This is a genomic window from Streptomyces sp. NPDC003247, assembly GCF_042888135.1.
Classification (GTDB): Bacteria; Actinomycetota; Actinomycetes; order Streptomycetales; family Streptomycetaceae; genus Streptomyces.
The window spans coordinates 153,868-177,102 of record NZ_JBIAPF010000008.1; the positions used below are offsets into that span (position 1 = coordinate 153,868).

Annotated in this window: 20 protein-coding genes and 2 tRNA genes; 5 read left to right on the forward strand and 17 right to left on the reverse strand. The window is 72.8% G+C overall.

Going from position 1 to position 23,235, the window contains the following annotated elements; genetic code table 11:
- Positions 1-89 precede the first annotated feature (89 nt).
- On the reverse strand, positions 90-1,316 hold the full coding sequence (locus tag ACFYWQ_RS26910; RefSeq protein WP_389519668.1) for a hypothetical protein: 1,227 nt from the start codon (positions 1,314-1,316) through the stop codon (positions 90-92).
- The gene (locus tag ACFYWQ_RS26915; protein ID WP_385072037.1) at positions 1,313-1,879 is read right to left on the reverse strand and encodes a DUF4365 domain-containing protein; all 567 of its coding nucleotides are present in this window, start codon (positions 1,877-1,879) and stop codon (positions 1,313-1,315) included. The genes ACFYWQ_RS26910 and ACFYWQ_RS26915 overlap by 4 nt, the downstream gene beginning before the upstream one ends.
- A gap of 190 nt (positions 1,880-2,069) precedes the next feature.
- Here ACFYWQ_RS26915 and ACFYWQ_RS26920 point away from each other — a divergent pair, with 190 nt between their 5' ends.
- Positions 2,070-2,795, forward strand: coding sequence for a 3'-5' exonuclease (locus ACFYWQ_RS26920; protein ID WP_389519670.1), 726 nt, complete (start codon positions 2,070-2,072; stop codon positions 2,793-2,795).
- Positions 2,796-2,870: 75 nt separating this feature from the next.
- Here ACFYWQ_RS26920 and ACFYWQ_RS26925 read toward each other — a convergent pair whose 3' ends face one another.
- From ACFYWQ_RS26925 to ACFYWQ_RS26935, 3 genes are all read right to left on the reverse strand, one after another.
- Positions 2,871-4,709 carry a DUF2207 domain-containing protein gene (locus tag ACFYWQ_RS26925; RefSeq protein WP_389519672.1) on the reverse strand — a complete coding sequence of 613 codons (1,839 nt, stop codon included), beginning with the start codon at positions 4,707-4,709 and terminating at the stop codon, positions 2,871-2,873.
- Between the two features lie 117 nt (positions 4,710-4,826).
- A tRNA-Val gene (locus ACFYWQ_RS26930) sits at positions 4,827-4,898 on the reverse strand.
- Positions 4,899-4,937: 39 nt separating this feature from the next.
- Positions 4,938-5,384, reverse strand: a complete 447-nt coding sequence (locus ACFYWQ_RS26935) for an SRPBCC family protein (protein ID WP_389519673.1) — start codon at positions 5,382-5,384, stop codon at positions 4,938-4,940.
- Positions 5,385-5,478: 94 nt separating this feature from the next.
- On the opposite strand from ACFYWQ_RS26935, the gene ACFYWQ_RS26940 reads away from it, so the two are divergent.
- Positions 5,479-7,818, forward strand: a complete 2,340-nt coding sequence (locus tag ACFYWQ_RS26940) for an SCO7613 C-terminal domain-containing membrane protein (RefSeq protein ID WP_389519675.1) — start codon at positions 5,479-5,481, stop codon at positions 7,816-7,818.
- A gap of 45 nt (positions 7,819-7,863) precedes the next feature.
- Here the strand turns inward: ACFYWQ_RS26940 and ACFYWQ_RS26945 are convergent, their stop codons facing one another.
- From ACFYWQ_RS26945 to ACFYWQ_RS26975, 7 genes are all read right to left on the reverse strand, one after another.
- Positions 7,864-10,602 (reverse strand): Tat pathway signal sequence domain protein, encoded by a 2,739-nt coding sequence (locus tag ACFYWQ_RS26945; protein ID WP_389519677.1) that lies wholly within the window; start codon positions 10,600-10,602, stop codon positions 7,864-7,866.
- Between the two features lie 141 nt (positions 10,603-10,743).
- Positions 10,744-11,334: a hypothetical protein gene (locus ACFYWQ_RS26950; RefSeq protein ID WP_389519679.1), complete on the reverse strand. Its 591-nt coding sequence runs from the start codon at positions 11,332-11,334 to the stop codon at positions 10,744-10,746.
- A gap of 10 nt (positions 11,335-11,344) precedes the next feature.
- Complete coding sequence (locus tag ACFYWQ_RS26955) at positions 11,345-12,220, reverse strand: carbohydrate ABC transporter permease (RefSeq protein ID WP_389519680.1); 876 nt, start codon at positions 12,218-12,220, stop codon at positions 11,345-11,347.
- Positions 12,217-13,173 (reverse strand): carbohydrate ABC transporter permease, encoded by a 957-nt coding sequence (locus ACFYWQ_RS26960; protein ID WP_389519681.1) that lies wholly within the window; start codon positions 13,171-13,173, stop codon positions 12,217-12,219. The genes ACFYWQ_RS26955 and ACFYWQ_RS26960 overlap by 4 nt, the downstream gene beginning before the upstream one ends.
- A gap of 14 nt (positions 13,174-13,187) precedes the next feature.
- Positions 13,188-14,474 carry an ABC transporter substrate-binding protein gene (locus ACFYWQ_RS26965; RefSeq protein ID WP_389519683.1) on the reverse strand — a complete coding sequence of 429 codons (1,287 nt, stop codon included), beginning with the start codon at positions 14,472-14,474 and terminating at the stop codon, positions 13,188-13,190.
- Between the two features lie 1,510 nt (positions 14,475-15,984).
- Positions 15,985-16,056, reverse strand: a tRNA-Val gene (locus ACFYWQ_RS26970).
- Between the two features lie 76 nt (positions 16,057-16,132).
- Positions 16,133-16,591 carry a TIGR02611 family protein gene (locus tag ACFYWQ_RS26975; RefSeq protein ID WP_389519685.1) on the reverse strand — a complete coding sequence of 153 codons (459 nt, stop codon included), beginning with the start codon at positions 16,589-16,591 and terminating at the stop codon, positions 16,133-16,135.
- 191 nt (positions 16,592-16,782) lie between these two features.
- On the opposite strand from ACFYWQ_RS26975, the gene ACFYWQ_RS26980 reads away from it, so the two are divergent.
- Positions 16,783-17,196 carry an SsgA family sporulation/cell division regulator gene (locus ACFYWQ_RS26980; RefSeq protein WP_004002642.1) on the forward strand — a complete coding sequence of 138 codons (414 nt, stop codon included), beginning with the start codon at positions 16,783-16,785 and terminating at the stop codon, positions 17,194-17,196.
- Between the two features lie 230 nt (positions 17,197-17,426).
- Positions 17,427-17,987: a CGNR zinc finger domain-containing protein gene (locus tag ACFYWQ_RS26985; protein ID WP_389519687.1), complete on the forward strand. Its 561-nt coding sequence runs from the start codon at positions 17,427-17,429 to the stop codon at positions 17,985-17,987.
- Positions 17,988-18,137: 150 nt separating this feature from the next.
- Here ACFYWQ_RS26985 and ACFYWQ_RS26990 read toward each other — a convergent pair whose 3' ends face one another.
- A complete protein-coding gene (locus tag ACFYWQ_RS26990) occupies positions 18,138-18,290 on the reverse strand; it encodes a hypothetical protein (RefSeq protein ID WP_187750717.1) in 153 nt (50 codons plus the stop codon).
- Positions 18,291-18,638: 348 nt separating this feature from the next.
- The gene (locus ACFYWQ_RS26995) at positions 18,639-19,085 is read right to left on the reverse strand and encodes a hypothetical protein (RefSeq protein WP_389519689.1); all 447 of its coding nucleotides are present in this window, start codon (positions 19,083-19,085) and stop codon (positions 18,639-18,641) included.
- 574 nt (positions 19,086-19,659) lie between these two features.
- Here ACFYWQ_RS26995 and ACFYWQ_RS27000 point away from each other — a divergent pair.
- Positions 19,660-20,205 carry a DsbA family protein gene (locus ACFYWQ_RS27000; RefSeq protein ID WP_389519691.1) on the forward strand — a complete coding sequence of 182 codons (546 nt, stop codon included), beginning with the start codon at positions 19,660-19,662 and terminating at the stop codon, positions 20,203-20,205.
- Positions 20,206-20,314: 109 nt separating this feature from the next.
- Here the strand turns inward: ACFYWQ_RS27000 and ACFYWQ_RS27005 are convergent, their stop codons facing one another.
- The 3 genes from ACFYWQ_RS27005 to ACFYWQ_RS27015 all read right to left on the reverse strand — a co-directional run bounded on the left by ACFYWQ_RS27005 (position 20,315) and on the right by ACFYWQ_RS27015 (position 23,222).
- Complete coding sequence (locus tag ACFYWQ_RS27005; RefSeq protein WP_389519692.1) at positions 20,315-21,139, reverse strand: GNAT family N-acetyltransferase; 825 nt, start codon at positions 21,137-21,139, stop codon at positions 20,315-20,317.
- Between the two features lie 221 nt (positions 21,140-21,360).
- A complete protein-coding gene (locus tag ACFYWQ_RS27010; RefSeq protein ID WP_389519694.1) occupies positions 21,361-22,182 on the reverse strand; it encodes an aminotransferase class IV in 822 nt (273 codons plus the stop codon).
- On the reverse strand, positions 22,179-23,222 hold the full coding sequence (locus tag ACFYWQ_RS27015; protein ID WP_389519695.1) for a chorismate-binding protein: 1,044 nt from the start codon (positions 23,220-23,222) through the stop codon (positions 22,179-22,181). Before ACFYWQ_RS27015 ends, ACFYWQ_RS27010 begins: the two co-directional genes overlap by 4 nt.
- Positions 23,223-23,235: the final 13 nt, after the last annotated feature.

The window sequence follows — 23,235 nt, forward strand, 5'->3', positions numbered from 1 at the left end:
GTCTCTCCTGACTGCAGGTGGGGTGCGGCGCCATACCGGGAGCGCGCGCAATAGGGGATCGTACCGACCCGCACCCGCCGACCGCGAAATCAGTCCCCTCCGCAGGCCTCCTCGAAGCAGTCAAGATTCTCGTGCAGCGACTTCATCAGCCGGTCCCGCTCGGACTCGTCCACCTGCACGGGGACCACTCCGCGCGCGGCCGTCAGCCTGCGGAACCCGCCCCGGCTCTCCAGCCGCCCCTGCACCCGCACCGGCAGTCCGACCAGGTGGGCCTGGCCCGCGATGCGGTAGTCGTCCTCGTCGAGGGTGAGCCGGACGTGCGGCACCTCGGCCCCGGCGAGCACCCGCAGCCGTACGCTGCCCTCGCCGCGCGGCCCCGACCGGCGCAGCCGGACCACCGCTCCGGTGATGCGCACGGGCACCGATGGCTCCTCGCGCAGGTAGCGGGCGCCGGCCGCGCGCAGGGCGGTCAGGTCCCCGGGCGAGAACTCCACGGGCTCGGCGGTGGCGGCGCAGCCCTCGGGCACTCCCGCGGCGGGCGCCCAGGCGACGGCGATCCGGGCGCCCTCGGTGCCCCGGACGAGGGCGATCAGCGCCTCGGTGAGCTCCCGGCTGGCGCCCGCCTCGACGGCCCCGTCGAAGGCGTCCATGCCGCCGGTGGCGCGCTGGTAGTCGATGGCCTCGCGGACGGCGTACAGCGCCTGGTGGAGGCGTACGGCGAGGGGGCGGGCCCCGGCCACCGGCGTGAACGCGGTCAGCCGGCGGCCGTCGGCCGCGGAGCCGACGAGGACGGTCTCCAGCACCGCGGCGGCCGTGCGCCGGTGCCGGGCGCCGTGGTAGCCGGCCCGTGCGCGGGTGGCGAGCGCCGCGGCGAGGAGCAGCTGCCGGGCGGCGCCGCGCAGCTGCTCCTCGACGGCCCAGGAGGCGGCGCCGACGGCCGCCGCGGGCCCGGCCGGGACGTCGCGCCACCAGTGGACCTCGTCGCTGGGGACGGCGAGGGCGACCAGCACCTCCCGCGCGGCGGGCGCCTGGCTGCGCGCCAGCGCCTGGAGCGCCTCGCCGAGCAGGTCGTCGCTGTCGGGGAAGGCACGGCTCTCGGGCACCAGCAGGCTGGTGGCGGCGCCGCCCGGTCCGGGCGGGGTCCAGCGGCCGTAGCGTCCGGCGGCGCCGCCGCGGCGCTGCCAGCCGTGCCGGTGGAGCAGGGCGCCGAGGACGGCCGGGTCGACGTCGGCGGGCTCGGGGGGACGGTGCCAGGCGGGCTCGGCGGGATGGGGCCGTACCGGCCGCAGGGGTTCGTCGTACGGGCGGTGCGTCATGGTCTGCCTCCCGTCCCGACCCGCGTCATGATCTCGCACAGGGCCCGGTCGTCGAAGACGCGTGAGGTGGGGATCCGCACGGTGGTCCGGGTCCGGCCGGTGACCGGGTGGCCGGCGAGGTTGACCCAGTAGCAGCAGTGCCTGAGGTCGAGCCGGTCGTGGCCGGCCCGCAGCCACTGGTCCCGGGACCGGGGGACGATCATCACGACGAGGATCTTGTGCACCGACACCGGGGTGCGGGCGAGCTTCCTCAGGTGGTCGTTGTCGAGCGTGAAGGAGAAGGACCGGCCGGGCGGGTTCGGCGGGATCTGGTACGTCGCCTTCAGCTGCACCTTGATGGTCACCTCGTCGTCGACGGTGTGGCCGGGCGCGCTGTGGCTGACGTGCCAGTCGATGCCGTTGTCCGGAAAGGGCTGGGACAACGAGCAGCCGGCCGCCGCCGCGACCGCGTGGAGGTAGCCCACCTGCAAGGTCTCCATGCAGGCGGTGGTGGCGAGTGTGCCGCGCTGGGGTTCCGTCCGTTCGGGCAGCAGCCCGCCCCGCTCGGGCTGCGCTATCACCATGGCCAACAGCCTTCCAGGCAGACCCGATCCCGTGCCGGGGGTCGGGTGGGTTCCGCGTCGAGCCCCTGAACTGCGGGGACCCGTACTCCTGTTGTGTCCTCCCGGCGTACGGCGCAAACAGCCCGGGTATCACCGAACAGGCAGAAGACGGGACGTCAGCTGCCGTGGCTGAACGAGGGGTTGTGCAGGTATGACGAACTGGTACGAGGGCCCTTTGGCGGCGTTCGACACGGAGACGACAGGGGTGGACGTCGAGACCGACCGGATCGTGTCGGCCGCGCTCGTCGTCCAGGACGGGCCGGCCCTCCGGCCGCGGGTGACCCGCTGGCTGGTGAACCCGGGCGTGCCGGTGCCCGCCGAGGCGACGGCGGTGCACGGGCTGACGGAGGACCATCTGCACCGCAACGGCCGCTGGCCGTCGCCGGTGATGTACGAGATAGCCGAACTGCTCGCCGAACAGGCGTCGGCAGGGCGGCCGTTGGTGGTGATGAACGCGCCGTTCGACCTGACGCTGCTCGACCGCGAGCTGCGCCGGCACCGCGCCTCGTCGCTGGGGCACTGGCTGGAGCCGGCACCGCTCCGGGTGCTGGACCCGAGGGTGCTGGACAAGCACCTGGACCGCTACCGCAAGGGCCGCCGCACGCTCACCGACCTGTGTGAGCACTACGGCGTGGCGCTGGCCGACGCGCACGACGCCGCGGCGGACGCGGTGGCCGCGCTGGAGGTGGTACGGGCGCTGGGCCGGCGCTTCGCGGCCCGGCTGGAGCGCCTGTCGCCCGGCGAACTGCACGCGTTGCAGACGTCCTGGCACGCGGCGCAGGCACGTGGCCTCCAGGCGTGGTTCGCGCGCAGCGGCTCACCGGAGACGGTCGACACGTCGTGGCCGCTGCGCCCGGTGCTGCCGGCGGCGGCGTAGGAGCCCCTACGCCGTCCCCTGCCGCTGCGGTGTGCGGCTACGGCTACGGATACGGGCAGGTCACCGGCGGGTCGGTCACCACGACCCGCCGCCACCGCCGCCGTCGCCGCCGCCTACACCCCCGCCCTCGCCACCGCCACCGCCGCCACCGCCTCCTCCGGAGGACGGGGCCGTGCTGGAGCTCACGGCGGCGGCGACCAGGCCGATGGCGAGGGCGGGGCCGATCCGGGACGTGACGGTCGCGCCCTGCCGGGGGACGACCGTCGAGTCGGCGAGTGCCTGCTGCCAGGGGTGCTCCGCCTGGAGGGACACGGACCAGGCCGTGTACAGCTCCACCCGTTCCTCGTCGAGGGGTTCGCCGTCCCGGTGCGGGGACGGGTCGAGGAGGTGGCGCCGGAACGCCTCCGTCCGGAGCCAGAGGGCGGCGCCGCGCGGGGTGCGGGTCTGCAACTCCCAGGCACGCAGCCGCAGCGCGAAGCCGACGCCGACGGCGATCAGGCCCGCGGCGAGCACGGGCGTACCGGCGGGGTTCCGGCCGCCGCCCAGCCAGGCCCCGAGCGCCGCCGTGGCGAAGCCGGTCAGGGTGGCGGCGGTACCGATGTGCCGTCCGACGCGGGCACGGCGCGCGGCGGCCGCGTCCCACAGGCCGCTGTCGGTCTGCCACCGCGTCAGCCGGTCGGCGAGCGTCTCCCAGGCGGATCTGAAGCGCGCGTCGGCCAGGCCGAGGGTGACCGTGTCCCGCCCGGCGAACATGGTGTCGAGGACGACTTCGGCGACCGGGTCCGCCGGGGCGTCGCCCGCCTCGCGGCGCTTGAGGGTGGGGTAGCGGTCGTCGCCCTCGAACGTGATGTGCCCGTCGACGGCCGCGCCGAGCAGCCAGGCCGCCTGGTGTTCGGACGCGACCTGTTCGGCGAGCAGGATCCCGCCTTGGGCCGGGGTCAGTCCCTCGGGGGGCACGGGGGACGGCGGGAGCGAGGCGGCGAGCCGGTCGAGGCTGACGCGCCGCGTCCGGCCGGGCGTCCCGTCGGGCCCTTCTTCCACGATCCGGTCGCGGCCGAGGAGGCGCAGCAGCCAGATGGTCACGGCGGCGCAGGCCAGCGTGGAGCCGAAGGCCAGCAGGGCGACCCACAGCGGGTGTTCCAGGGTTTCTCCGGCGGCCTTCCCGGAGGGCGGCTCGGGCAGTGCGGGTTTCGCGCCGGTCAGCTTCTGCCCGCGGGAGGTGGAGAGGGTGACGCCCTCGTGTCCCTCGAGCGTGCCGAGGTCGGCGGCGAGCCGGCCGGGCCCGGTCCTGTGGACCGTGCAGGGGTCCTCGGAACCGTCGGTGCCCCGCACACAGCGGGTGCCGGTGAGGTCGTACGGGGCCACGACGTGGATCTCCACGTCGTGGCGGTCGACCCGCCATCCCGTACCGACCGCGTCCCAGGCGAGCTCGCCGTTCCTGACGACCTCCGTGAGCGTGTACTGGATGCGGTACCGGTGCACGCCGGTGACGGAGCGGTCGGGGTCGCCCACCTTGATCCTGGGGGCGGCCTCGATCCTGCCGTCCGGCTTCTGGTAGTCGTCCCCGATGGTGAGTTCCCACGGGACCCGGGCGCCGTCCATGGTGACGACGATCCCGGCCGTGTCCTCGTCGTAGGGCAGGTCCGGCAGGTCCCGGTAGATGCCGTGCCGGGTGGTGTCGGGGTATCCGAAGTCGTAGTCGACGACCTCGGTGACGCGGATGCTGCCGTCGGCGGCGATCTCGGCGCCCACCCACATCGCGGTGACGCGCTCCACGTTGCCGGTCACCCGGAACAGCGCGACGAGCCCGCCGAGCAGCAGCACGAGAAAGAAGATCTTGAACGGGGCGACGACCCTCCGCGCCCGGGTGAGGTTCTCGGCCGCCCACGGTCTGCCGGCCTGCTCAGTGCTCAAGTGAAGGTCCCCTCCCGCCACGGGCGCCTCCCCTGCCCCGTGAAGATCGGAAGCGTATCCGGCCCCGCGGCAACACGGAAGAGCCGGTCCGCTCGATGCGGACCGGCTCTTTCCCGGTGGGCGATACTGGGTTCGAACCAGTGACCTCTTCGGTGTGAACGAAGCGCTCTCCCACTGAGCTAATCGCCCGGGAACGGAGTGAACAATACAGGTCCCCGCGGGCTTCGTTCAAACCGCTCGCAGGTAGGCCGCGAGTCCGCGCCGGCCGGCGCGCATCATCAGCCGGTGGTTGGCGCGGAAGACCGGCCGTCCGGGCACGGCGAACCGCCTGAGCAACGGCTTGCCGACGTCGACGACCTGGTCGTAGCGGGCGAGCGTGCCGGTTCCCGCCGCGGTCACCGTCCAGCGTGCCCAGCCCTCGATGTCCCCGGACATCGCGACCTCCAGCACCCCGGCCCCGGGATCGTGCCGGACCTCGCGCGCGGTGAAGGTCATGGCGTACGGCAGGAACGAGCGGATCGTGATGACGCCGGTGGTGTCGTCGAGCCGGGTCACCTCGCGGACCTGCGGCCACCAGCGGGGGTAGTCCTCGGGGCGTTCTAGGGCGGCGTAGACGGCGGTGGGCGGCGCGGGCAGGCGCCACAGGCTGCGGAAGCGGTAGTGCGTCCAGTCCATGGGCCGAGTGTGCCCGCCACCGGCCCCGGAGCTGAGTACGTCCTGAGTAGCCGCGCTCATGCCGTCGGCCGTGACGCGGACCACACTCCGTTCCATGACGCATTTTCCGCCCCCGGCCGAGGAGCTGTGGCTCATCGACGCCGAACTGCGGCAACTGGACGCCCGTCGGGCCTGGTTGCTGACGCGCCGCGGCCAGGTGGTCGCCGCTCTGCGGCACAGCGCGCCGCCGGTGGGAGCGCCGCCCCGGCCCGCGGCGCGTCCCGAGGCGAGCGCCCCGCGCGTCCAGAACGTCCTGCTGCTGCTCGGCGGGACCCTGCTGACGATCGCGGCGCTCGCGTTCACCCTGGTGAGCTGGGGGCATCTGGGGATCGCCGGGCGGGCGCTGGTGCTGGGCACGGTCACGGTGGCCGTGCTCGCCGCGCCGGTGTTCCTGCTGCGGCGCGGGCTGCGCTCGACCGCGGAGTCGGTGGCAGGGCTCGGCCTGGCGCTCACGGCGCTGGACGCCCACGCACTGCGCGAGGCGGCGCTCCCCGGAACCGACGGCACCGGGTACGCGGCGGTCGCGACGGCGGTGCTGGCGGCGCTCTGGGTGGGGTACGGCCGTGGGCTGCCCGCCCTGCGGCTGCCGTTGCCCTCGGCGCTGGCCGCCGCCCAACTCCCGCTGCCGATAGGTGCGTTCGCGGTGGGTGCCGACCTGGACGCCGTCGCGGCGGCGGTGCTGGTGACGGCCGGGCTCGACACGGCCGTCGCGCTCCGGGTGACCGTCCGGTCCGCGCGGGTCACCGCCGCCGTCGGCGCCTGCGCGCTGGGCGGTGGGGGCGTCCTGGCGGCCGGATGGCTGTCCTGGACGGCCGCCGGTCCGGGCGCCGCCGCCCGTGCGACGGCGCTGCTCGTCCTCGCGGCGGCCGTCGCGCTGGGCGCCGCCCTGCGGCTGCCGGGTCCGGGCCCGGCGGGTGCCGCGGCGTCCGCGGGCGGTCTGCTGCTGGTGGCGGCGGGCGGCGGGGCGCTGCGGGCGGCGCTGCCCGTCGGCTGGGCGGTCCCCGCCCACCTGGCCTTCGGCCTCGCCCTGTTCGCGGCGGTACCGCACCGGCTCGCCGAGCCGGTGCGGGTCGGCCTCGTCCGGGCCGGTGCCGCGGTGCAGGCGCTCGCGCTGCTGTGGGCCCTGCCCCTGGTCGCGGTGGTGCTGCTGGGCCCGCTCGGCCGGCTGGAGCACCCCTGGTCGGGCGCGCCCGCGGACGCCCGCGACGCGGTGACCGTCCACACCCCGTGGCCGCCGCACCCGGTGCAGGCGCTGCTCGTCCTGGTGGTCGTCGCGGGCGGCCTCGCCCTGGCCGTCCGGCACGAGAGCTGGCGGCCCCGGGCCCGTACCGGGGCGCTGTTCCTGGCGTGGGCGGCGTGCACGGCCCTCCCGGCGGTCTGCGAACTGCCCTACGTCGCCACGCTGCTGGCGCTCGGCGTCATCACCGCGGCAGCGGCCTTCCTGCCCACCCCGTGGACCGCCGCGGCCCTCTCCCTGGCCACCTCGGTCACCGTCGCCCTGCTGTCCCTGGCGACGCAGAGCGCGACCCTCACCGTGCTGCCGGCGCTGACGGCGCTGTTCGTGACGGTGTCGGCGCGGCCTCGGCTCACCCCGGTCACGGCCCCGGCCGCGCTCGGGTACGCCACCGCGCTGGCCTGCGCGGCGGGCGCGGCGGCGGACTGGCCGGCGGCGCACACCGCGCTGCCGGTCCTCGCGGTCGCCGCGGCCGCGGCCCTGTTCGCCGCCCGGCTCGGAGGGGCCCCGGCGACCGTGCCGGTCGAGGTGACGGGCGCGGCCGCCGGGGTGCTCGCCGTGGGGCTCGCGGTGACCGATCCGCCGATGCTGGCGCTGGTGCTGTCCCTGTGCGGTGTGATCACGGGCGCCTCGGCGGTCCGCGCCGGCCGCCGGTCCGCCGGCTTCGCGGCCGGTGGCCTCTTCCTGCTGGCCGCCTGGGTCCGCCTGGCCGCCTGGGACGTCTCCACGCCGGAGGCGTACACGCTGCCCGTGACCGTCTCGGCGCTGGCCGTGGGGGCCTGGCGCCGGCGCCGCGTGCCGGGGACCTCGTCCTGGACGGCGTACGGCCCCGGGCTCGCGGCCACGTTCCTGCCGAGCCTCGTCGCTGCCTGGGGCGACCCGCAGTGGACGCGTCCGCTGCTGCTGGGGGCCGCGGCGCTGCTGGTCACGCTGCTGGGCGCCCGGCACCGGCTCCAGGCGCCCCTGGCGCTCGGCGCCTCGGTGCTGGCCCTGGTCGCGCTGCACGAGCTGGCCCCGTACCTCGCCCAGGTCGTCGGTCTCGTCCCGCGGTGGGTGCCTCCCGCACTCGCCGGTCTGCTGCTGCTCGCGGTGGGTGCCACCTACGAGCAGCGGTTGCGCGACGCGCGGCGGGTGCGGGAGGTGCTGGGGAGGATGGACTAGCGGGTGATCCGGCCGACGCGGATCACCCCCTTCGCCCCCGGCCGGCTACGACGGCATCTTGTCGCCGAGCAGCGCCAGGTTCTCGATGGCGGCGAGGCCGTACAGCGCGGTGTCGTTGGTGGCCACCCAGGCCGCCTCGCTGCCCGGCACCAGGGTGACGGGGCCGCTGAGGGCCTCCGTCGTCCACGGCGCGGACTCCTTGTAGCCGTCGGAGTTGTAGAACTTGTCCCAGGCGCGTGCGGCGAGCTTCTCGTCGCCGGTCTGCACGGCCGCGTACGCGTCGAGGCGCGAGTGGCCCTGGAACAGCAGCAGGGTGCCGAAGTTGGAGCCGTAGCGTGCCGCCTGTTCGGTCTTGCTGGCGTTGAAGTAGCGGCAGTAGTCGTAGTAGGCCTCGTTGAACTTCGGTATGTCGACGAGGTGGATGAGTTCGGCGCACAGCTCGTTGAGGCCGAAGACGGCGGAGAGGTGGGAGACGCCGACGACCGGCGTCGTGGCGACGGCGAACTGGCCGGTGTCGAGGTCGTACAGGCCGCTGCCCTGCACGAAGCCGTTCGGCTGGGCGGCGATGCCCTCCATCGTCGACAGCACGCGCGCCTTGGCCTTCTCCCACTTGGGGCCCTTGCGCTCCCACTCCGTCAGCCAGGCCGAGACCAGACCGCTCCAGTCGGTGCCGAAGCCGATCGACAGGGCGTGCCGGTCGGGCGTGTAGGTGTCGGTGCGCACCTTGCGCTGCGGGTCGAGGACGAGGAAGGTCTCGTCGGAGTCGACGTTGGCGTGCATGAGGTCGCCGACGCGTTCGTCGGCGGTGAGGAAGTAGTAGTAGCGGCGGTAGGTGGTGTTGGCGATGCGCTGCTGCTTGGCGCTGTCGGCGTAGTGCTGGACGCCGTGCCGGGTGCCCAGGCCCGCCCACTGGCCGATGTGGTAGACGTCGACCTCGCCGGTGTGCCGGGTCATCGCCTCGGCGAAGCGGAAGATGTCCGCGCGGCCGGAGCGCAGGTAGGCGAACCAGAGCCAGAGGTCCGGCGACAGTTCGGAGTTGTCCCAGGCGTAGCCGCCGATGTCGTACCGCCACTGGTGCCGGACGGTGTCGTAGGTGTGCATGATGTCGCCGTAGTCCCAGAAGCCGTACCAGCGGCGCTGCTCCACCTGGTCCTTGTAGTAGGTGAAGAGGAAGTCGAGGTGGTCCTCGATCTTGGCCTTGGCGGGGGTGGAGCGGTCGGGCTCGGAGTAGAGGCCGGGGCCGAAGACCTTCGCCTTGATGAGCTGCTTGGGCGGGGCGGCGAGCTGGGGCAGGACGCGGACGGCCTCGACCTGTTCGGCGAGCTTCTCCGGGGTCGGGGTGGCCTCGTTGGCCCAGAAGAGGAGTTCGGAGGTCCGGGCGATGCCGTAGGGGGTGCCGAAGCCGGGCTCGTAGTCCTCGTAGGTGATGTTGAGGCCTTCGAGCTGCTCGGCGTAGGTGTCCTGGCCCATGCCGTCGTGGTAGAAGCGCAGGTCCATGGGCTGCGCCTCGGGCGACCAGAGCCAGAGGGTGACCTCGGCCTCCTCGGTGTGGGCGTCGCGGATGTCGAGCTGGGCGGGGAACTTCTCCCAGAAGTCCCTGAGGCCGAAGGAGAGGCCGCCGCTCACGCCGCCGACGTACCCGAACCCGGAGGCCCGCTTGCCGCCGCCGGCGCCGATCCAGCCGTAGCCCTTCTTGGTGCGCTTGCGCAGGGTGAAGCCGTCGGCGGAGAGCTGGGAGAGGGTGTAGTCGCCCCACTCGGGGATGTACTGGAGGCGGGTGGTGACCCGCTGGTCCCAGGTGGAGGGGTCGGGCAGCTTCTCGCCCGCGTACTGGGCCGCCTGGACGGCCGCGCCCGGGTCGCGGCGCAGGCCGGTGATGCCCTTGACGGCCTCGCGGAGCAGGCCGGTGCCCTCGCCGCCGATGCGGATGTGCCGGTCGTAGGACTCGTCGCGCATCGGGACGGTGAAGCGGACACCGAGGCCGCGGATGAAGTCACCGCTCGCCTTCCCGGGCTCCTGCGTGCCGTCGAAGGTGATGGTGTGCACCATGCGGAAGGAGTCGGCGCCGGCGTAGAAGTACAGGCGGATGGAGAACGGCAGCCAGCTGCGGCTGCCCTTGCGGTGCTTGCCGTCGATGCGGACGACCGCGCGGACCGGGCCCTCCTGCTCGACGGTGACGTCGGAGATGGCGCCGTCGAAGCGCTCGGTCTTGACGCTGCCCTGGTCCTCGTCCTCGATCTCGGGCTGGCGGATCAGGACCAGGCGGCCGTTCTTGGCGATCTCGGTGGAGCCGCGCTTGACCGACTTGATGAGGGTGGCGCCGTCCTTGCCGATCTTCGCGGTGATGACGCCGGTGGAGACGTCGATGGTGCCGCCGCTCTTGTCGACGGTGACCTTCTGGGCGGGGGCGGCCGGGGTGCCGGCGGCGAGGGTGAGCTTGCCGGTGCCGGAGCTGACGGCGTGGGCTGTCCACTTCAGGGAGCCGTCCGGCCAGTAGGCGATCGGCCAGGACTGTACGGGCACGTCCTTGCCGTCGGCGTCCGTCAGCGCGAACGTCTGATCCTCCTGGTAGGTGCCCATCGGCCAGGGCACGCCGAGGGTGGAGCCGGGGGCGGCGCCGAGGGCGCCGTCCTCCAGCCAGTCCAGGGTCACCGGGTCGTCGTCGGCTGCCGCGGCTCTGGGCGCGGCCTGCGCGTCCTTCGCTCCCAGGGCCCAGCTGAACTGGGCGGCGGCGCCGGCGACGGCTGCCGCCTTGAGGAGGGACCTGCGGGGGATGGGAGACATGGGATGCAGCCTTTCCTTCCGTGCGGGATGCAGGGGGTGGTCAGGGGCATGACAGAGGGAGGTACGGCGCCCGGGGCGCCGGACCGAGAAGGGGCACCGGACCGACAAGGAAGCGCCGGACCGACAAGGGGGCACCGCCCGTCAGCGGCGCCGGTAGCGCTCCTCGACGGCGACGGCCGCCGCCGCGACGGCCCCCAGGACGGGGACCGCCAGCGGCGCGACGAACATGCCGGACAGGACGACCACGGCGAGCCCGGCGGTGAGCAGAAAGGATCCGGCAGGGTCGAGCACGGTACGGCGGCCGGCCTGGGCGAGCAGCGGGCGCCAGGAGTCCCCCGGCGTCCACACCGCGGCCGCGCGCATCCCGGCGACCACGAACCCGATCAGGGCGAACAGGCCCACGGCCCCGACGAGCGGCCCGCCGGGGAGCCCGGCGCGCGCGGCCTGTACGTCGATCCAGACCGCGGCCGCCACCACCCAGCCGGTGAGCCCGACGGCCCACCCCGCGCGCACGGCCGCCCGGAAGTCCGCGACGAAGTCGCGCCGGCCGCCGCCCTCGTGACGGGCCCGTCGCCGCAGGTGCCGCGCGCCGGCGGCGAAGGCCGCGGGGTAGGTGACGACCCCGAGACAGGCCACGGCGATCCACACGCCGGTGAGCAGGGACTCGGCGAAGAGCGCGAAGCGCTCGCCGAACACGGACTCCTTGCGTGCCTTCACGCGTGTCTGCGCCATGGTGACCGTCTCAGCCCTTCAGTCCGGACGTCGCCATACCGTCGATGAGGTAGCGCTGGAAGGCCATGAAGAAGGCGATGACCGGCACCAGCGCCACCAGCGACATCGCGATCATGCTGCCGTAGTTGGAGATGCCCTCCTGGTCGCGGAACATCATCAGGCCGAGCGAGACCGTGTACTTCTCGGGGGTGTTGAGGTAGATCAACGGCCCCATGAAGTCGTTCCACGCGTTGATGAAGGTGAAGATGGCACTGGTGATGATGGCGGGACGGCACAGCGGCAGCACGATGGACCAGTAGGTCCTCAGGTGCCCGCAGCCGTCGAGCTTGGCGGCCTCGTCCAGCTCACGCGGCAGCCCGCGCATGAACTGCACCATCAGGAAGACGAAGAACGCCTCCGTGGCCAGGAACTTGCCCGCGACGAGCGGCACCAGCGTGTCGACGAGTTCCAGGTTGCGGAACATCACGTACTGCGGGATGAGCAGCACGTGGTACGGCAGCAGCAGCGTGCCGATCATCAGCGTGAACAGCAGGTTCCGCCCGGCGAACCGGATCTTGGCGAAGGCGTACGCGGTCAGCGAGCTGGACACCACGACACCGATGACGGCGAGGACGGCGTACATCAGCGAGTTCACGAAGAAGCTGCTGATGGAGATGCCGGAGATGCCGTCGGCGAGCCCGGAGAAGTTGGCCCAGACGGGCTTGGTGGGCAGCAGGTCGAGGCTGGCGATGATGTCCTTGCTCGGCTTGAACGAGGCACCGACCACCCAGACGACCGGGTACAGGACGACCGCGAGGACGAGGAGCGCGCCCACGTGCCAGGCGATCGATCCGGTGCGCCGCCGCTCGTTCGCGGTGCGCACCACAGGGCTGGTGGCAGTGGTCACTTGGCGGCCTCCTCGTAGTGCACCCACTTCTTCTGCGACCAGAACAGGACCGCCGTGACGAGCGCCACCGCGATCACCAGCGTCCAGGCCATCGCGGAGGCGAAGCCCATCTGGGCCTCCTTGAAGCCCTTCTGGTAGAGGTAGCACGTGTAGACGAGCGTGGCATCGGCGGGCCCGCACCGGCCGTCGGAGACGACGTACGCCGAGCCGAACACCTGGAACGCGTGGATCGACTCCAGCAGCACGTTGAAGAACAGCACCGGGGAGATCATCGGCAGCGTGACGTTCCAGAACCTGCGGAGCGGTCCGGCCCCGTCCATCTCGGCGGCCTCGTACAGCTCCCGCGGGACCTGCTTGAGGCCGGCCAGGAAGATGACCATCGGCGCGCCGAACTGCCAGATGCTCAGGGCCACCAGGGCGTAGATGACGTAGTCCGGGTTGCCGATCCAGCCGCCCACGTCAAGACCGAAGATCTTCTGCGTACGGTCCACGACCGCGTCGTCCGAGAACAGCGCCCGCCACACGAAACCCACGGAGACGCTGGCGCCGATGAGCGAGGGCATGTAGAACGCGGCCCGGTACAGGCCCTGTCCTCGCCGCTTCTGCGCGAGCAGCAGCGCGACGCCGAGCGCGAGCAGGAGCTTGAGCGGAGTGGCCACGACGACGTACTTCAGCGTGACCTGCACCGACTTCTGCCAGCGCGGGTCCTGGAACATCGTCGTGAAGTTGTCCAGCCCCACCCACTGCGGCGGCGTGAACAGGTTGTAGCTGGTGAACGCGTAGTACAGCGACGCGATCATCGGCCCCGCCGTGAGCAGCAGGAACCCCGCGATCCACGGCGACATGAAGAGATAGCCGGCGAGGTTCTCGCGGCGCCGCCCGCGGCGCCCGGCGACGGGAGCGGCGGACCGCTTCCCGGCCGAGCGCGCGGGCGCTTCCTTGACGAGCGTCATGGTGGTACGTCCCCTCAGCCCGCGAACGCGGCCTTGGCCTCGGCGAACAGCGTCTTGGCGGCGTCGGCGGGCTTCGTCTTGCCCTGGGAGACCTCACCACCCAGACGCAGGAAGGCCGCCTCGATGATGTCGGCGCCGGACGGGTGCGGGGTGATCTTCCCGAGGACGCCGGCCGCGGCGACCTCCTCCTCGTACGCCTTGACACCCTTGTTGTTGTCGTCGGTGGGGGTGAACGCCTCGTACTGCTCGGTCGTGGCGAGGATGCCGCGGTCGTAGCCCATGATCTTGCCGACCTCGGGGTCGTGCACCATGAAGTCGATGAACTGCGCGACCTCCTTGGGGTGCTTGGTGCCGGAGAAGGCGCTGAGCATCAGCGAGCCGAGGTACTGGCCGGTGTCCTTGCCGTTCCCGGTGGGGATCGGCGCGAGCCCGTAGTCCGACTCGCCCTCGCCCTCGTAGCGGATGGAGAAGTTGTCCCAGGTGAACTCGGACGCGGCGAGGCCCGCCGACAGACCGGACTTGGGCTTGGCCTGCTCGATCTTCTTCGGGTCGGCGACGAGCCCGGACTTCACGCGCTTGTAGCCGTCCTCCCACCACTGCGTCAGGTCGTCCTGGGTGAAGCCGAGGTCGGAGTCGGTGAAGAAGGCCTTGCCGTTCTGGCGCAGGTAGAGGTCGTAGAGGTACATGATGCCGAAGTAACCGGTGTCGCCGGCGATCTTCAGCTTGTCCTGGATGGTCTGGAGCGCCGCGAAGTACTCGTCCCAGGTCCAGCCGAACTTCGGCTCGACGCCCGCCTTCTTGAAGGCGTTGAGGTCGATGACGAGCGACATGGTGTTGGCGCCGACCGGTATGCCGATCTGCTTGCCGTCGACCTGACCGTTCGCCAGAACGCCGTTGCGGAAGTTCTCCAGGCTCAGATTGCCCGCGTCCGCCTGCGCCTTGAGGTCCATCAGAACACCGCGCTTGTCGTACTTGCGCAGGAAACCGACCGCGTTCTGGAAAACGTCCGGCGGATTCCCGCCGGAGGCCTGGGTCTGGAACTTCTCCCAGAACGCCTCGTAGTCGGTGAATTCGGGCTTGATCTTGATCTTCGGGTACTTCTTCTCGAAGAGCGCGATCGTCTTCTTGATGGCGATGGCGCGCGGCTCGCCACCCCACCATGCGTAACGGAGCGTCACTGTCCCGCCCCCGGAACCGCTGTCGCCTCCGCATCCCGTGGTAGCGGCCAGCCCCAGGGTGGCCGCCGATGCCCCGGCCACCTTCAGGATCGTTCGCCTGTCAACATTCCTGCTGGCTCCCACAGCCGGCCTCCCCGCAGCGTCGTTGCCGCTTGCATGAATCGTTTCAAGAAAGCGCTTGCTGGCACAAGGTACGAGGGGGTCGGAGGAGCGTCAATGATTCGGACAGGAATTTCTTGACGGGCGGGCGCGGGTCGGGGGCGGGGCAAGTGGCTGACATTCCGTCAGCGACGGGAGGAAGGCGCAGGTGGGAGGCGGACGTTCGGCCGCTCGGACAGTGGGCGAGGGGTTGGCGGGGGTGTGGGAGCGGCTGGAATTCGCCGACGGTGGGGCAGGGAGGGGAGCAGGGGGTCGAGGTGACGGGGCGAACGGCCGGTCCCCGCCGAGGGCGAGGGGGGCGACCGCGTCGCGCAGGTCGCGCGGGCGCGACGCACGAGGAAGGACGGCCGGGAGAGGTGCCGGCAGACCAGGAGGGGGTGGGGCCGCATCGGCGCGAGCACCGCGTGCTGCGGACGTATCCGGTCAGCCGGGCGCCTCCTGCCGCCATCGCTCGTCGAGCCACCCGGGCTCCCGCTACCGTGACCAGGCGTCGAGCCACCCGGGCTCCCGCTGCCGTGACCAGGCGTCGAGCCACCCGGGCTCCCGCTGCCGTCACTGGGCGTCGAGCCACCCGGGCTCCCGCTGCCGTCACTGAGCGTCGAGCCACCCGGGCTCCCGCTACCGCGCGTGCAGCCACCCCGGCTCCCCCTGTCGCCACCGCGCGTCCAGCCACCCGGCTTGCCTTTGCCTCCATCGCGCGTCCAGCCACCCGACCTCCCCTGCCGCCACCGCACGGATGGCCCCTCCGAGCATGGGCCGCCACCGCATGCATCACCCATCCGACCATCGGCGACCCCCGCAAGGGAAGGGGCGCCGACCGACTGTGCCGGGCAGCACCCTGTGCCGAGACGACGGCCTGCGCCAGGGTGGCAGTATGCGCCTGAGCAGCAAGGACGGACCACGACGGCTCAGCCCGCCACCCTGACAGGAAGGGGAGCCGGCCGGAGGGTCGACGGAGGCAGTACGGCGAGGCGGTGGGAGCCGTCGGCCGGCGCCCCGGGCTGGGCTCACCCCGGGCTCGCCTTGGGCTCACCTCGGGCTCCCCCTGGCTCTCGCACGGCGCAGACGGCGCTCCTCACGGCGGCGAAGACCCGGCGCCGGGGATCCCGCGCGTCGCCTCAACCGCGCGTCACTGCGCTTCACCGCCCTCGCAGGCCCCCTGCGCCCTCACGGGTCCCTGCGCCCTCTTGGGCCTTCCCGACAGCCGGTCTCAGTGGCGTCCGACCGGAGGCGCCATGCCAGGCCCCTGGCGGCCCGGCGGCTGGGCGGCTGGGCGGCCCGGCACGAGTCCTCGGGCGGTTCGCGGCGGGCGGCACGTCGGGTCGCAGGCCACCGTCCTGCGCCCCGGCGTGGTGGTTCCCGCGCCACTGACGGGGCACGGGGTCGGCGTGCGACGGCATGCCGGGAGGGAGGCGCGCGACGGGCATACGACGGCGGCCCGTCTGCTCTGTCGCAGACGGGCCGCCATGCCGGGTGGGCGATACTGGGTTCGAACCAGTGACCTCTTCGGTGTGAACGAAGCGCTCTCCCACTGAGCTAATCGCCCGGGCGCAGGAAGAACATTACCCCATGTCAGCGGGTGCCTGTGACCGGCCTCCCGGTCCGTGCGCCCCTGCCCCGGATCACTGGTCCTCGATGTTCCAGGGCATCTCGAGGCCGAACTTCCACAGGTAGATACCGACGATCACCGCGATGATCAGGAGACCGATCGAGGTCAGGATGATGTTGCGTCGCCGCACCTTCGGGTCGAGCGCGCGCTGGGCCGCCTCGGTGACCTTGCGCTTGGTCCAGCGCAGGACCAACTGCGCCCAGACGAACTCGGTCGCCCAGATCGCCATGCCACCGAAGATCACGATCCAGCCGGGTCCGGGCAGCGGCAGCATGATGATGCCGGCCACCACGACCGCCAGACCGACGACAAAGATCCCGACCTGCCAGCTCAGGTGCAGGACGCGACGGGCCTTGACGAATTCCGGCGCCCGGGAGCCGAGCGCCTGCTCCTGCCCCTGCGCCGCCCCGTCGGTCTTCGCATCCTCCGGCGCCATGGCTACCTCGCCCGGCTCGTCACTCCCCGTATTCATACAGGCCAACCCTACCCGAGAGATTCCGGTCACCGTAATGGTGGTACTCCCCGAACGATCTCTCGGCCGGAAGGGTTACATAAAGGCACGCAAAACACTCAGAGGGGTTTACAACGGCACCGTAGGTGGCATGTCGATTTCGCCGACGTGCGAATCCCCGAGCGCACACTGAGCGAAAGGCCCTGGCGCTTATGAACACCACGGTCAGCTGCGAGCTGCACCTGCGCCTCGTTGTGTCGAGCGAGTCCTCCCTGCCTGTCCCCGCAGGCCTGCGGTACGACACGGCCGACCCCTACGCCGTGCACGCCACCTTCCACACCGGAGCCGAGGAGACCGTCGAGTGGGTGTTCGCCCGCGACCTCCTCGCGGAGGGCCTGCACCGGCCCACGGGCACCGGCGACGTCCGTGTCTGGCCGTCGCGCAGCCACGGTCAGGGCGTCGTGTGCATCGCCCTGAGCTCTCCGGAGGGCGAGGCGCTCCTCGAGGCCCCGGCGCGGGCCCTGGAATCCTTCCTGAAGCGGACGGACGCGGCTGTGCCCCCGGGCACGGAGCACCGCCACTTCGACCTCGATCAGGAGCTCTCGCACATCCTGGCGGAAAGCTAGGGCGAAGCTCCCGCTGAGCCGCCCGGCGCCGTCCACTCGGGGAGACGGCTCGGGCCAGGACAACCGCATAGGGCATGCACCGGCGCCGCGCCACGGGTCACCGTGGCGCGGCGCCGGCATGTCCGGTGCGCGTCCACGGCGTCGGCGGGCCGTGGCTCGACGGCCCGGTGCGGCTACCATCGGCCAGCATCGGCGGGCGTCCGCCCGACCCCCAGGCCAGGGAGCGAAACGTGCTGATCACCCACGACACCCGGTGTGCACTCGATGCCGTGGTGGATCTGGTCAACACCGCACCGGAGGACGACACCGCGCAGGACGGGTTGCCGGACGTCGCCGCCCTCGCGGACTTCGTACGAAAGCACGAGATCAGTGACGTCGGTGCGCTCTCCGACTTCGACCTCTCCGCGGTGCGCAGGATCCGAGCACGGTTCGCGGGCATCTTCGCGGCGCCCGACGCCCGCGCCGCCGCCACACTGATCAACGAGCTGGTGGCCGCCGCCGGCACCACGCCCCGGCTCACCGATCACGACGGCTACGACTGGCATGTGCACTACTTCGCGCCGGGTGCGTCGATCGCCGATCACCTGGCGGCCGACTGCGGGATGGCGCTGGCCTTCTTCGTGGTGGCCGGCGAGCAGGAACGGCTCCGGCGCTGCGAGGCCCCGGACTGCCGGCGCGCCTTCGTCGACCTCTCCCGCAACCGCTCCCGCCGGTACTGCGACAGCCGCACCTGCGGCAACCGCCTGCACGTGGCCGCGTACCGCGCACGCCGGAAGGAAGCCGCGGGCTGAGCAGCCGCTGGACCACTCCCCCGGTACGGAGCCGTCGATCGCCGTCTCCCCTGGTCGGCCGAGCCGGTCGCCGGGCCGTCGGGTGCCGGTGCCGGAGTCTCCGATGCCGACGCGGCCCCGGCGGGTGACGCCGGGTACCGCGGGTACGGCTCACAGCAGCAGCAGGTCGTGCAGCGCAGCCATGAGCAGCAGACTCCCGATCACCGCAAGGAAGATCATCAGCGGTGGCTGGGAAAGGGCGAAGAGGCACCCGCGCGGCTCGTCCTGAGGTGGCGCGGCATCGCTCTGTGTCGTGTCCAGCATCTCGCGGGCGATGATGACGCAGGCGGCACCGGCTTCGCGATCAACACGCCCGGATTGAGCGGGTGTTCGCCGATTTAGTAAGGTCGACTTCCGGCCGTGATCGTTTTCGCGCGGGTGTGGCTCGACTGTGTCGCTTCAGGTGTGGATGCTGTGCCGACCTGCACCGGACCGCTTCTCGCACACCGGGCCGGGCCGTCCGGGCCGCCTCCCGCACACCGGGCAGGGCCGGGCCGCCTCCCGTGCGGCCTGCCGATGCCGGTGGCGTACGAGCCGGTGCGGTCGGCACAGCGGTGCGGCCGGTGCGGCCGACCGGTGCGGCGGCACTTCAGCCGGTGCGCCACCGCTTCTTCATATGCCGTGCTTCTTCAGGATGGCCTCGATGTCACTGAAGTCGTCCGCGGCGGTCTCCCTGGGCGTGGCCGCGGGACGGGACGCCGGGCGGGAACCCTGCCCCAGGGAGGGCGCGGAGACGCCGGGGGCCACGGCGTCGGGCTGCGCGGTCCGCGCCGCCGCCTTGCGCTCCTTGCGGGTACCGCCTCGGCGGCGGCGCTCCACGGCCCGGGTGGTCGCGAGGAGCGCCCAGGCCACGCCGAGCACACCGAAGCCGGCCCAGGCCACGGGACTGAAGGCGGTGTCCGCGACCCACTGGACGGCACCGGTCATCACGAGGCCGAGCGGGACGAGTGCGTAGGCCGCGATCCGGGCGGCCTTCAGGAAGCGCTTGCGGTAGGCCGTGATCGCGGCGATGCCCAGGCCGGCCGCGGCGACGGCGGAACAGACGGTCTCGGCAATCATCCGGTCCTCCAGGCAACGGTGACGCATCGGGCAGGGACGGCTCGGCGCCGCGGCACGGCAGCGCTTCGCCCCTCCCATCCTGCACCTGCGGGGTGCCCCCGGGCCATGGATCCGAGCGGACATCAGGGACATCTCGGGGTCGGCTCCTCCACGGGTCCCGGTCGGCGCCGCGCAGTGTGCGGGCCGGCGTCCCGGGCCCGGAGAGCGGTGCGGATCGGCCGGCCCTACACCCTCAGGGACAGGCCCACGGCCTCAAGGGCAGCCCCACCGCCTCAGGGACAGGCCCACCGCCTCAGGGGCAGGCCCACGGCCTCAGGGACAGCGCAGGCCGAGGACCCGGTCCGGGTGGGGCGGCCCAGGCGGGGGCTCGGTCCGTACCGGGGCAGCGCAGGCGGGAGCCCCGTCCGAATCGGGGCGACCGCAGGCGGGGACCCCGTCAAGATCGGGGCGGCGCAGGCGGGAGCCCCGTCCGGACCGGGGCGGCGCAGGCGGGAGTCCGGTCCGGATTGGGGCGGCGCAGGCGGGAGTCCGGTCCGGATTGGGGTGGCGTGGCGTGGGCTGGGAGACTGGTGTCATGAGTGACTCCTCCCCCGCCTCCGCCCCGGCGCCCGTGGCCGCCCGTCCCTCCGCGGTCGTCCTCGACGTCTGGTGCGAACTGCAGTGCCCGGACTGCCACCGCGCCCTCGACGACCTCCACGCCCTGCGCGAGCGCTACGGGGACCGCTTGGAGGTGCGGCTGCGGCATTTCCCGCTGGAGAAGCACCAGCACGCCTTCGCCGCCGCGCAGGCCGCCGAGGAAGCACTGGAGCAGGGCAAGGGCTGGGCGTACGTCGAGGCGGTACTGGGCCGGGTCGAGGAGCTGACCCGTGGGGGAGAACCCTTCCTGGTCGAGGTCGCCCGGGAACTGGGCCTGGACGCCGAGGAGTTCGACACCGCGCTCATCGACGGCCGGCACATCCTGATCGTGGACGCGGACCAGGCCGAGGGCAAGGCGATCGGAGTCACCGGCACCCCGACGTATGTCATCGGCGGTGAGCGCCTCGACGGTGGCAAGAGCCAGGAGGGACTGCGCGCGAGGGTCGAGGAGATCGCCGACCGGCTGCTGACCGGACAGGGCTGACCCACCGGGCGGGACCGGGCCCGACAAGCCTGCTCCCCGGACAGGACCGGGTCCGACCAGGGTGACGCGCGGGGCTGGAGGGACCGGGGCTGGAGGGACCTGGCCGGTCTCAGAGCAGGTGTTTGTACAGCGAGTAGCTCACCGGGACGTAGCCGAGTGAGGCGTAGAGCCGCTCGGCGGGGGTGTTGCCGGCGAAGACGTTGAGGCCGATCACGTGTTTGCCGGCGGCGGCCGCCTGGGCCTCCGCCAGCAGCATCAGGGACCGGCCGTGGCCACGGCCCCGGAAGGGCTCGGCGGTCTCGACGTCGAAGACGTAGGCGTTGTCCGCGCGGAACGACACCCACAGGCTGCCGACCGGGGTGTGTTCGTGCTCCAGCACGCTGAACAGCGTGTCCTCCGTCGCCAGGCGCCGCGGCAGCAGCACCTCGTGGTCCCGTAGCGACTTGGCGAACGCCTCGTCCTCGGGCACGCCCCGGCCGATCCATTCCTGGGCGTAGCCGGGAACGGCCCGTTCGTACCACCGCTCGAACTCGGGCTCCGTCATGGGCCTGACCCTGCTGCCGGCGGGCAGCTCGGGCACGGCCGTGCCGAGGGGCTTCTCCATGCCCCGGTTGCGCTGGACGTAGCCGAGCGCGGACGCCAGCCGCAGTGCGGCCTCGGCGCGGGCGGGCACCCTGGTCTCGAGCCGGGCGCATCCCCAGCTCCGGGCCACCTCCTCCGCGGCGAGCGCGGCCACCGTGGCCCGGCCGCGCCCGCGGTCCGGCTCCTCGATGCGCAGATCCTCGATCTGGGCGACACGGGGGCCGAAGGACACGGACGTCGAGAGGTGGATCGCTCCGACGGGACGGCTGTTCACGCACACCTGGTAGTGACGGGACAGTGCCCCGTCCGCACCGTGCTGGAGCGGCTCGGTCGGCCGCAGGGTCGTCGTCATCACGGGTGTTCTACCCACTGTCGCGCTCCGGGTCAGCCGAATATCCGCGGACGCGATGGACGCGCACACACACCCTGGGCGGACGCCTCCGCATGAACGCCGGCGACGGACGCCCCCGTGCAACGGCCGGGCACGGACGGCCCCGTACGACCGCCGGGCAGGGACGTCTCCGTGGAACCACCGGCCACGGACGCGTCCCGGTGGCCGCCCGGCCCCGCCCGTCACGGATCGAGGTCGTCGCCCGCCCGCTCCTCGAAGACGCGCATCGCCTTGGCGGTCACCGGTCCCGCCGCGCCCGGCAGTTCACGGCCGTCGACGCGGTGCACGGCCTGGACGTCCCGCAGGGTGGAGGTCAGGAAGACCTCCTCGGCCCGCTGGAGCACCTCCAGGGGCAGATCGGTCTCCTTGGCGCCGGTCCACTCGACGGTGAGCGCCCGGGTGATGCCCGCGAGGCAGCCGGAGGCGAGCGGCGGGGTGTGGATCTCGCCGTCCAGGACGACGAAGACGTTCGATCCGGTGCCCTCGCAGAGCCGGTCGGCCGTGTTGCCGAACAGGGCCTCGGAGGCGCCCTCTTGGTGTGCCCGGGCCAGCGCGACGACGTTCTCGGCGTACGAGGTGGTCTTCAGGCCGGTGAGCGCGCCGCGTTCGTTGCGGGTCCAGGGGACGGTGATCACGGCCGTGGAGTCGGGCCGGCGGCTGGTCTCGCCGAGGGCGACGACCAGGGTCGGGCCGTGCTCGCCCCGGTCGGAGCCGAGCGGGCCGTGGCCGCCGGTGTAGGTGATGCGCAGCCGTCCCAGCGGCATGGGGTTGGCCTCGAGGACCGCGGCGCAGGCGCGGCGGACCTCGTCGTGGTCGGGGTCGGGCAGCCCGAGGCCGCGCGCGGAGCGGGTCAGCCGGTCGAGGTGGCGGGTCAGCGCGAACGGCCGGCCGTCCACCGCCTTCACGGTCTCGAAGATGCCGTCGCCCACGGTCAGGCCGTGGTCGAAGACGGAGACGCGCGCGGACTCGCTGTCCCGCAGCCCGCCGTCGAGCCATATCTTCACGTCAGGGTCCTTCCCTCCACCTCGTACGCTCCCGACGCTACCGCGAGCAGCCGGGCCGCCTTCAGCTCGGTCTCCCGCCATTCCGCCTCGGGGTCGGACCCCCAGGTGATGCCGGCGCCGGTGCCGAAGCGCAGGACTCCTTCCGCGCGGTCGATCCAGAAGGTGCGGATGCCCACCGCCAGCTCGGCGGTGGCGCGGTCGGCGTCGACCCAGCCGATGCCGCCACAGTACGGGCCGCGGGGCGCGGTCTCGAGCGCGTCGATGATCCGCAGGGCGCTGGACTTGGGGGCGCCGGTGACGGAGCCGGGCGGGAACGCGGCGTCCAGCAGCTCCGGCCAGCCCGCGCCGTCGCGCAGCTCGCCGCGGACGGTCGACACGAGGTGGACGAGACCGGGGTGCTTCTCGACCGCGCACAGGTCGGGGACGGTGACGCTGCCGGTGAGGCTGACGCGGCCGATGTCGTTGCGGACCAGGTCCACGATCATCACGTTCTCGGCGTGGTCCTTGTCGAGGAGGTCCGCCTCGGTCCGCCCGGTGCCCTTGATCGGCCCGGACTCCACGGCCCGCCCGTCCCGGCGCAGGAACAGCTCGGGCGACGCGGTGGCGATCTCGACGCCGTGCGCGGGCAGGCGGATCGTTCCCGCGTACGGTGCCGGATTGCCGCGGGCCAGCAGGGCCGTCAGCGCGTCCACGTCGGCGTCGGGTGCCACCGGCGCGGAGAGGACGCGGCAGAGGTTGGCCTGGTAGACCTCGCCGGCCGCGATGTGCTGCCGTATGCGGCGCACGCCGGCCGTGTACGCGGCGCGGTCCAGGGACGACGTCCAGTCGTCCGCCGTGGGTCCCCGCCACTCCCCCGGCGCGGGCGCGGGCACCGGCTCGACCCGCACGTCCGCGAAGCGCGCGCAGACCAGACGCCCCTCGAAGTCCGCGCAGACGGCCCAGAACCCCTCGGAGTCGAGGGCCGCGGGATCGTCGGTGACGTCGAGGAGCCCGGTGGCGACGCGGTCGCCGAAGCGGGCGAGAGGAGGGAAGTCGAGCACGCTGTCGAGTCTA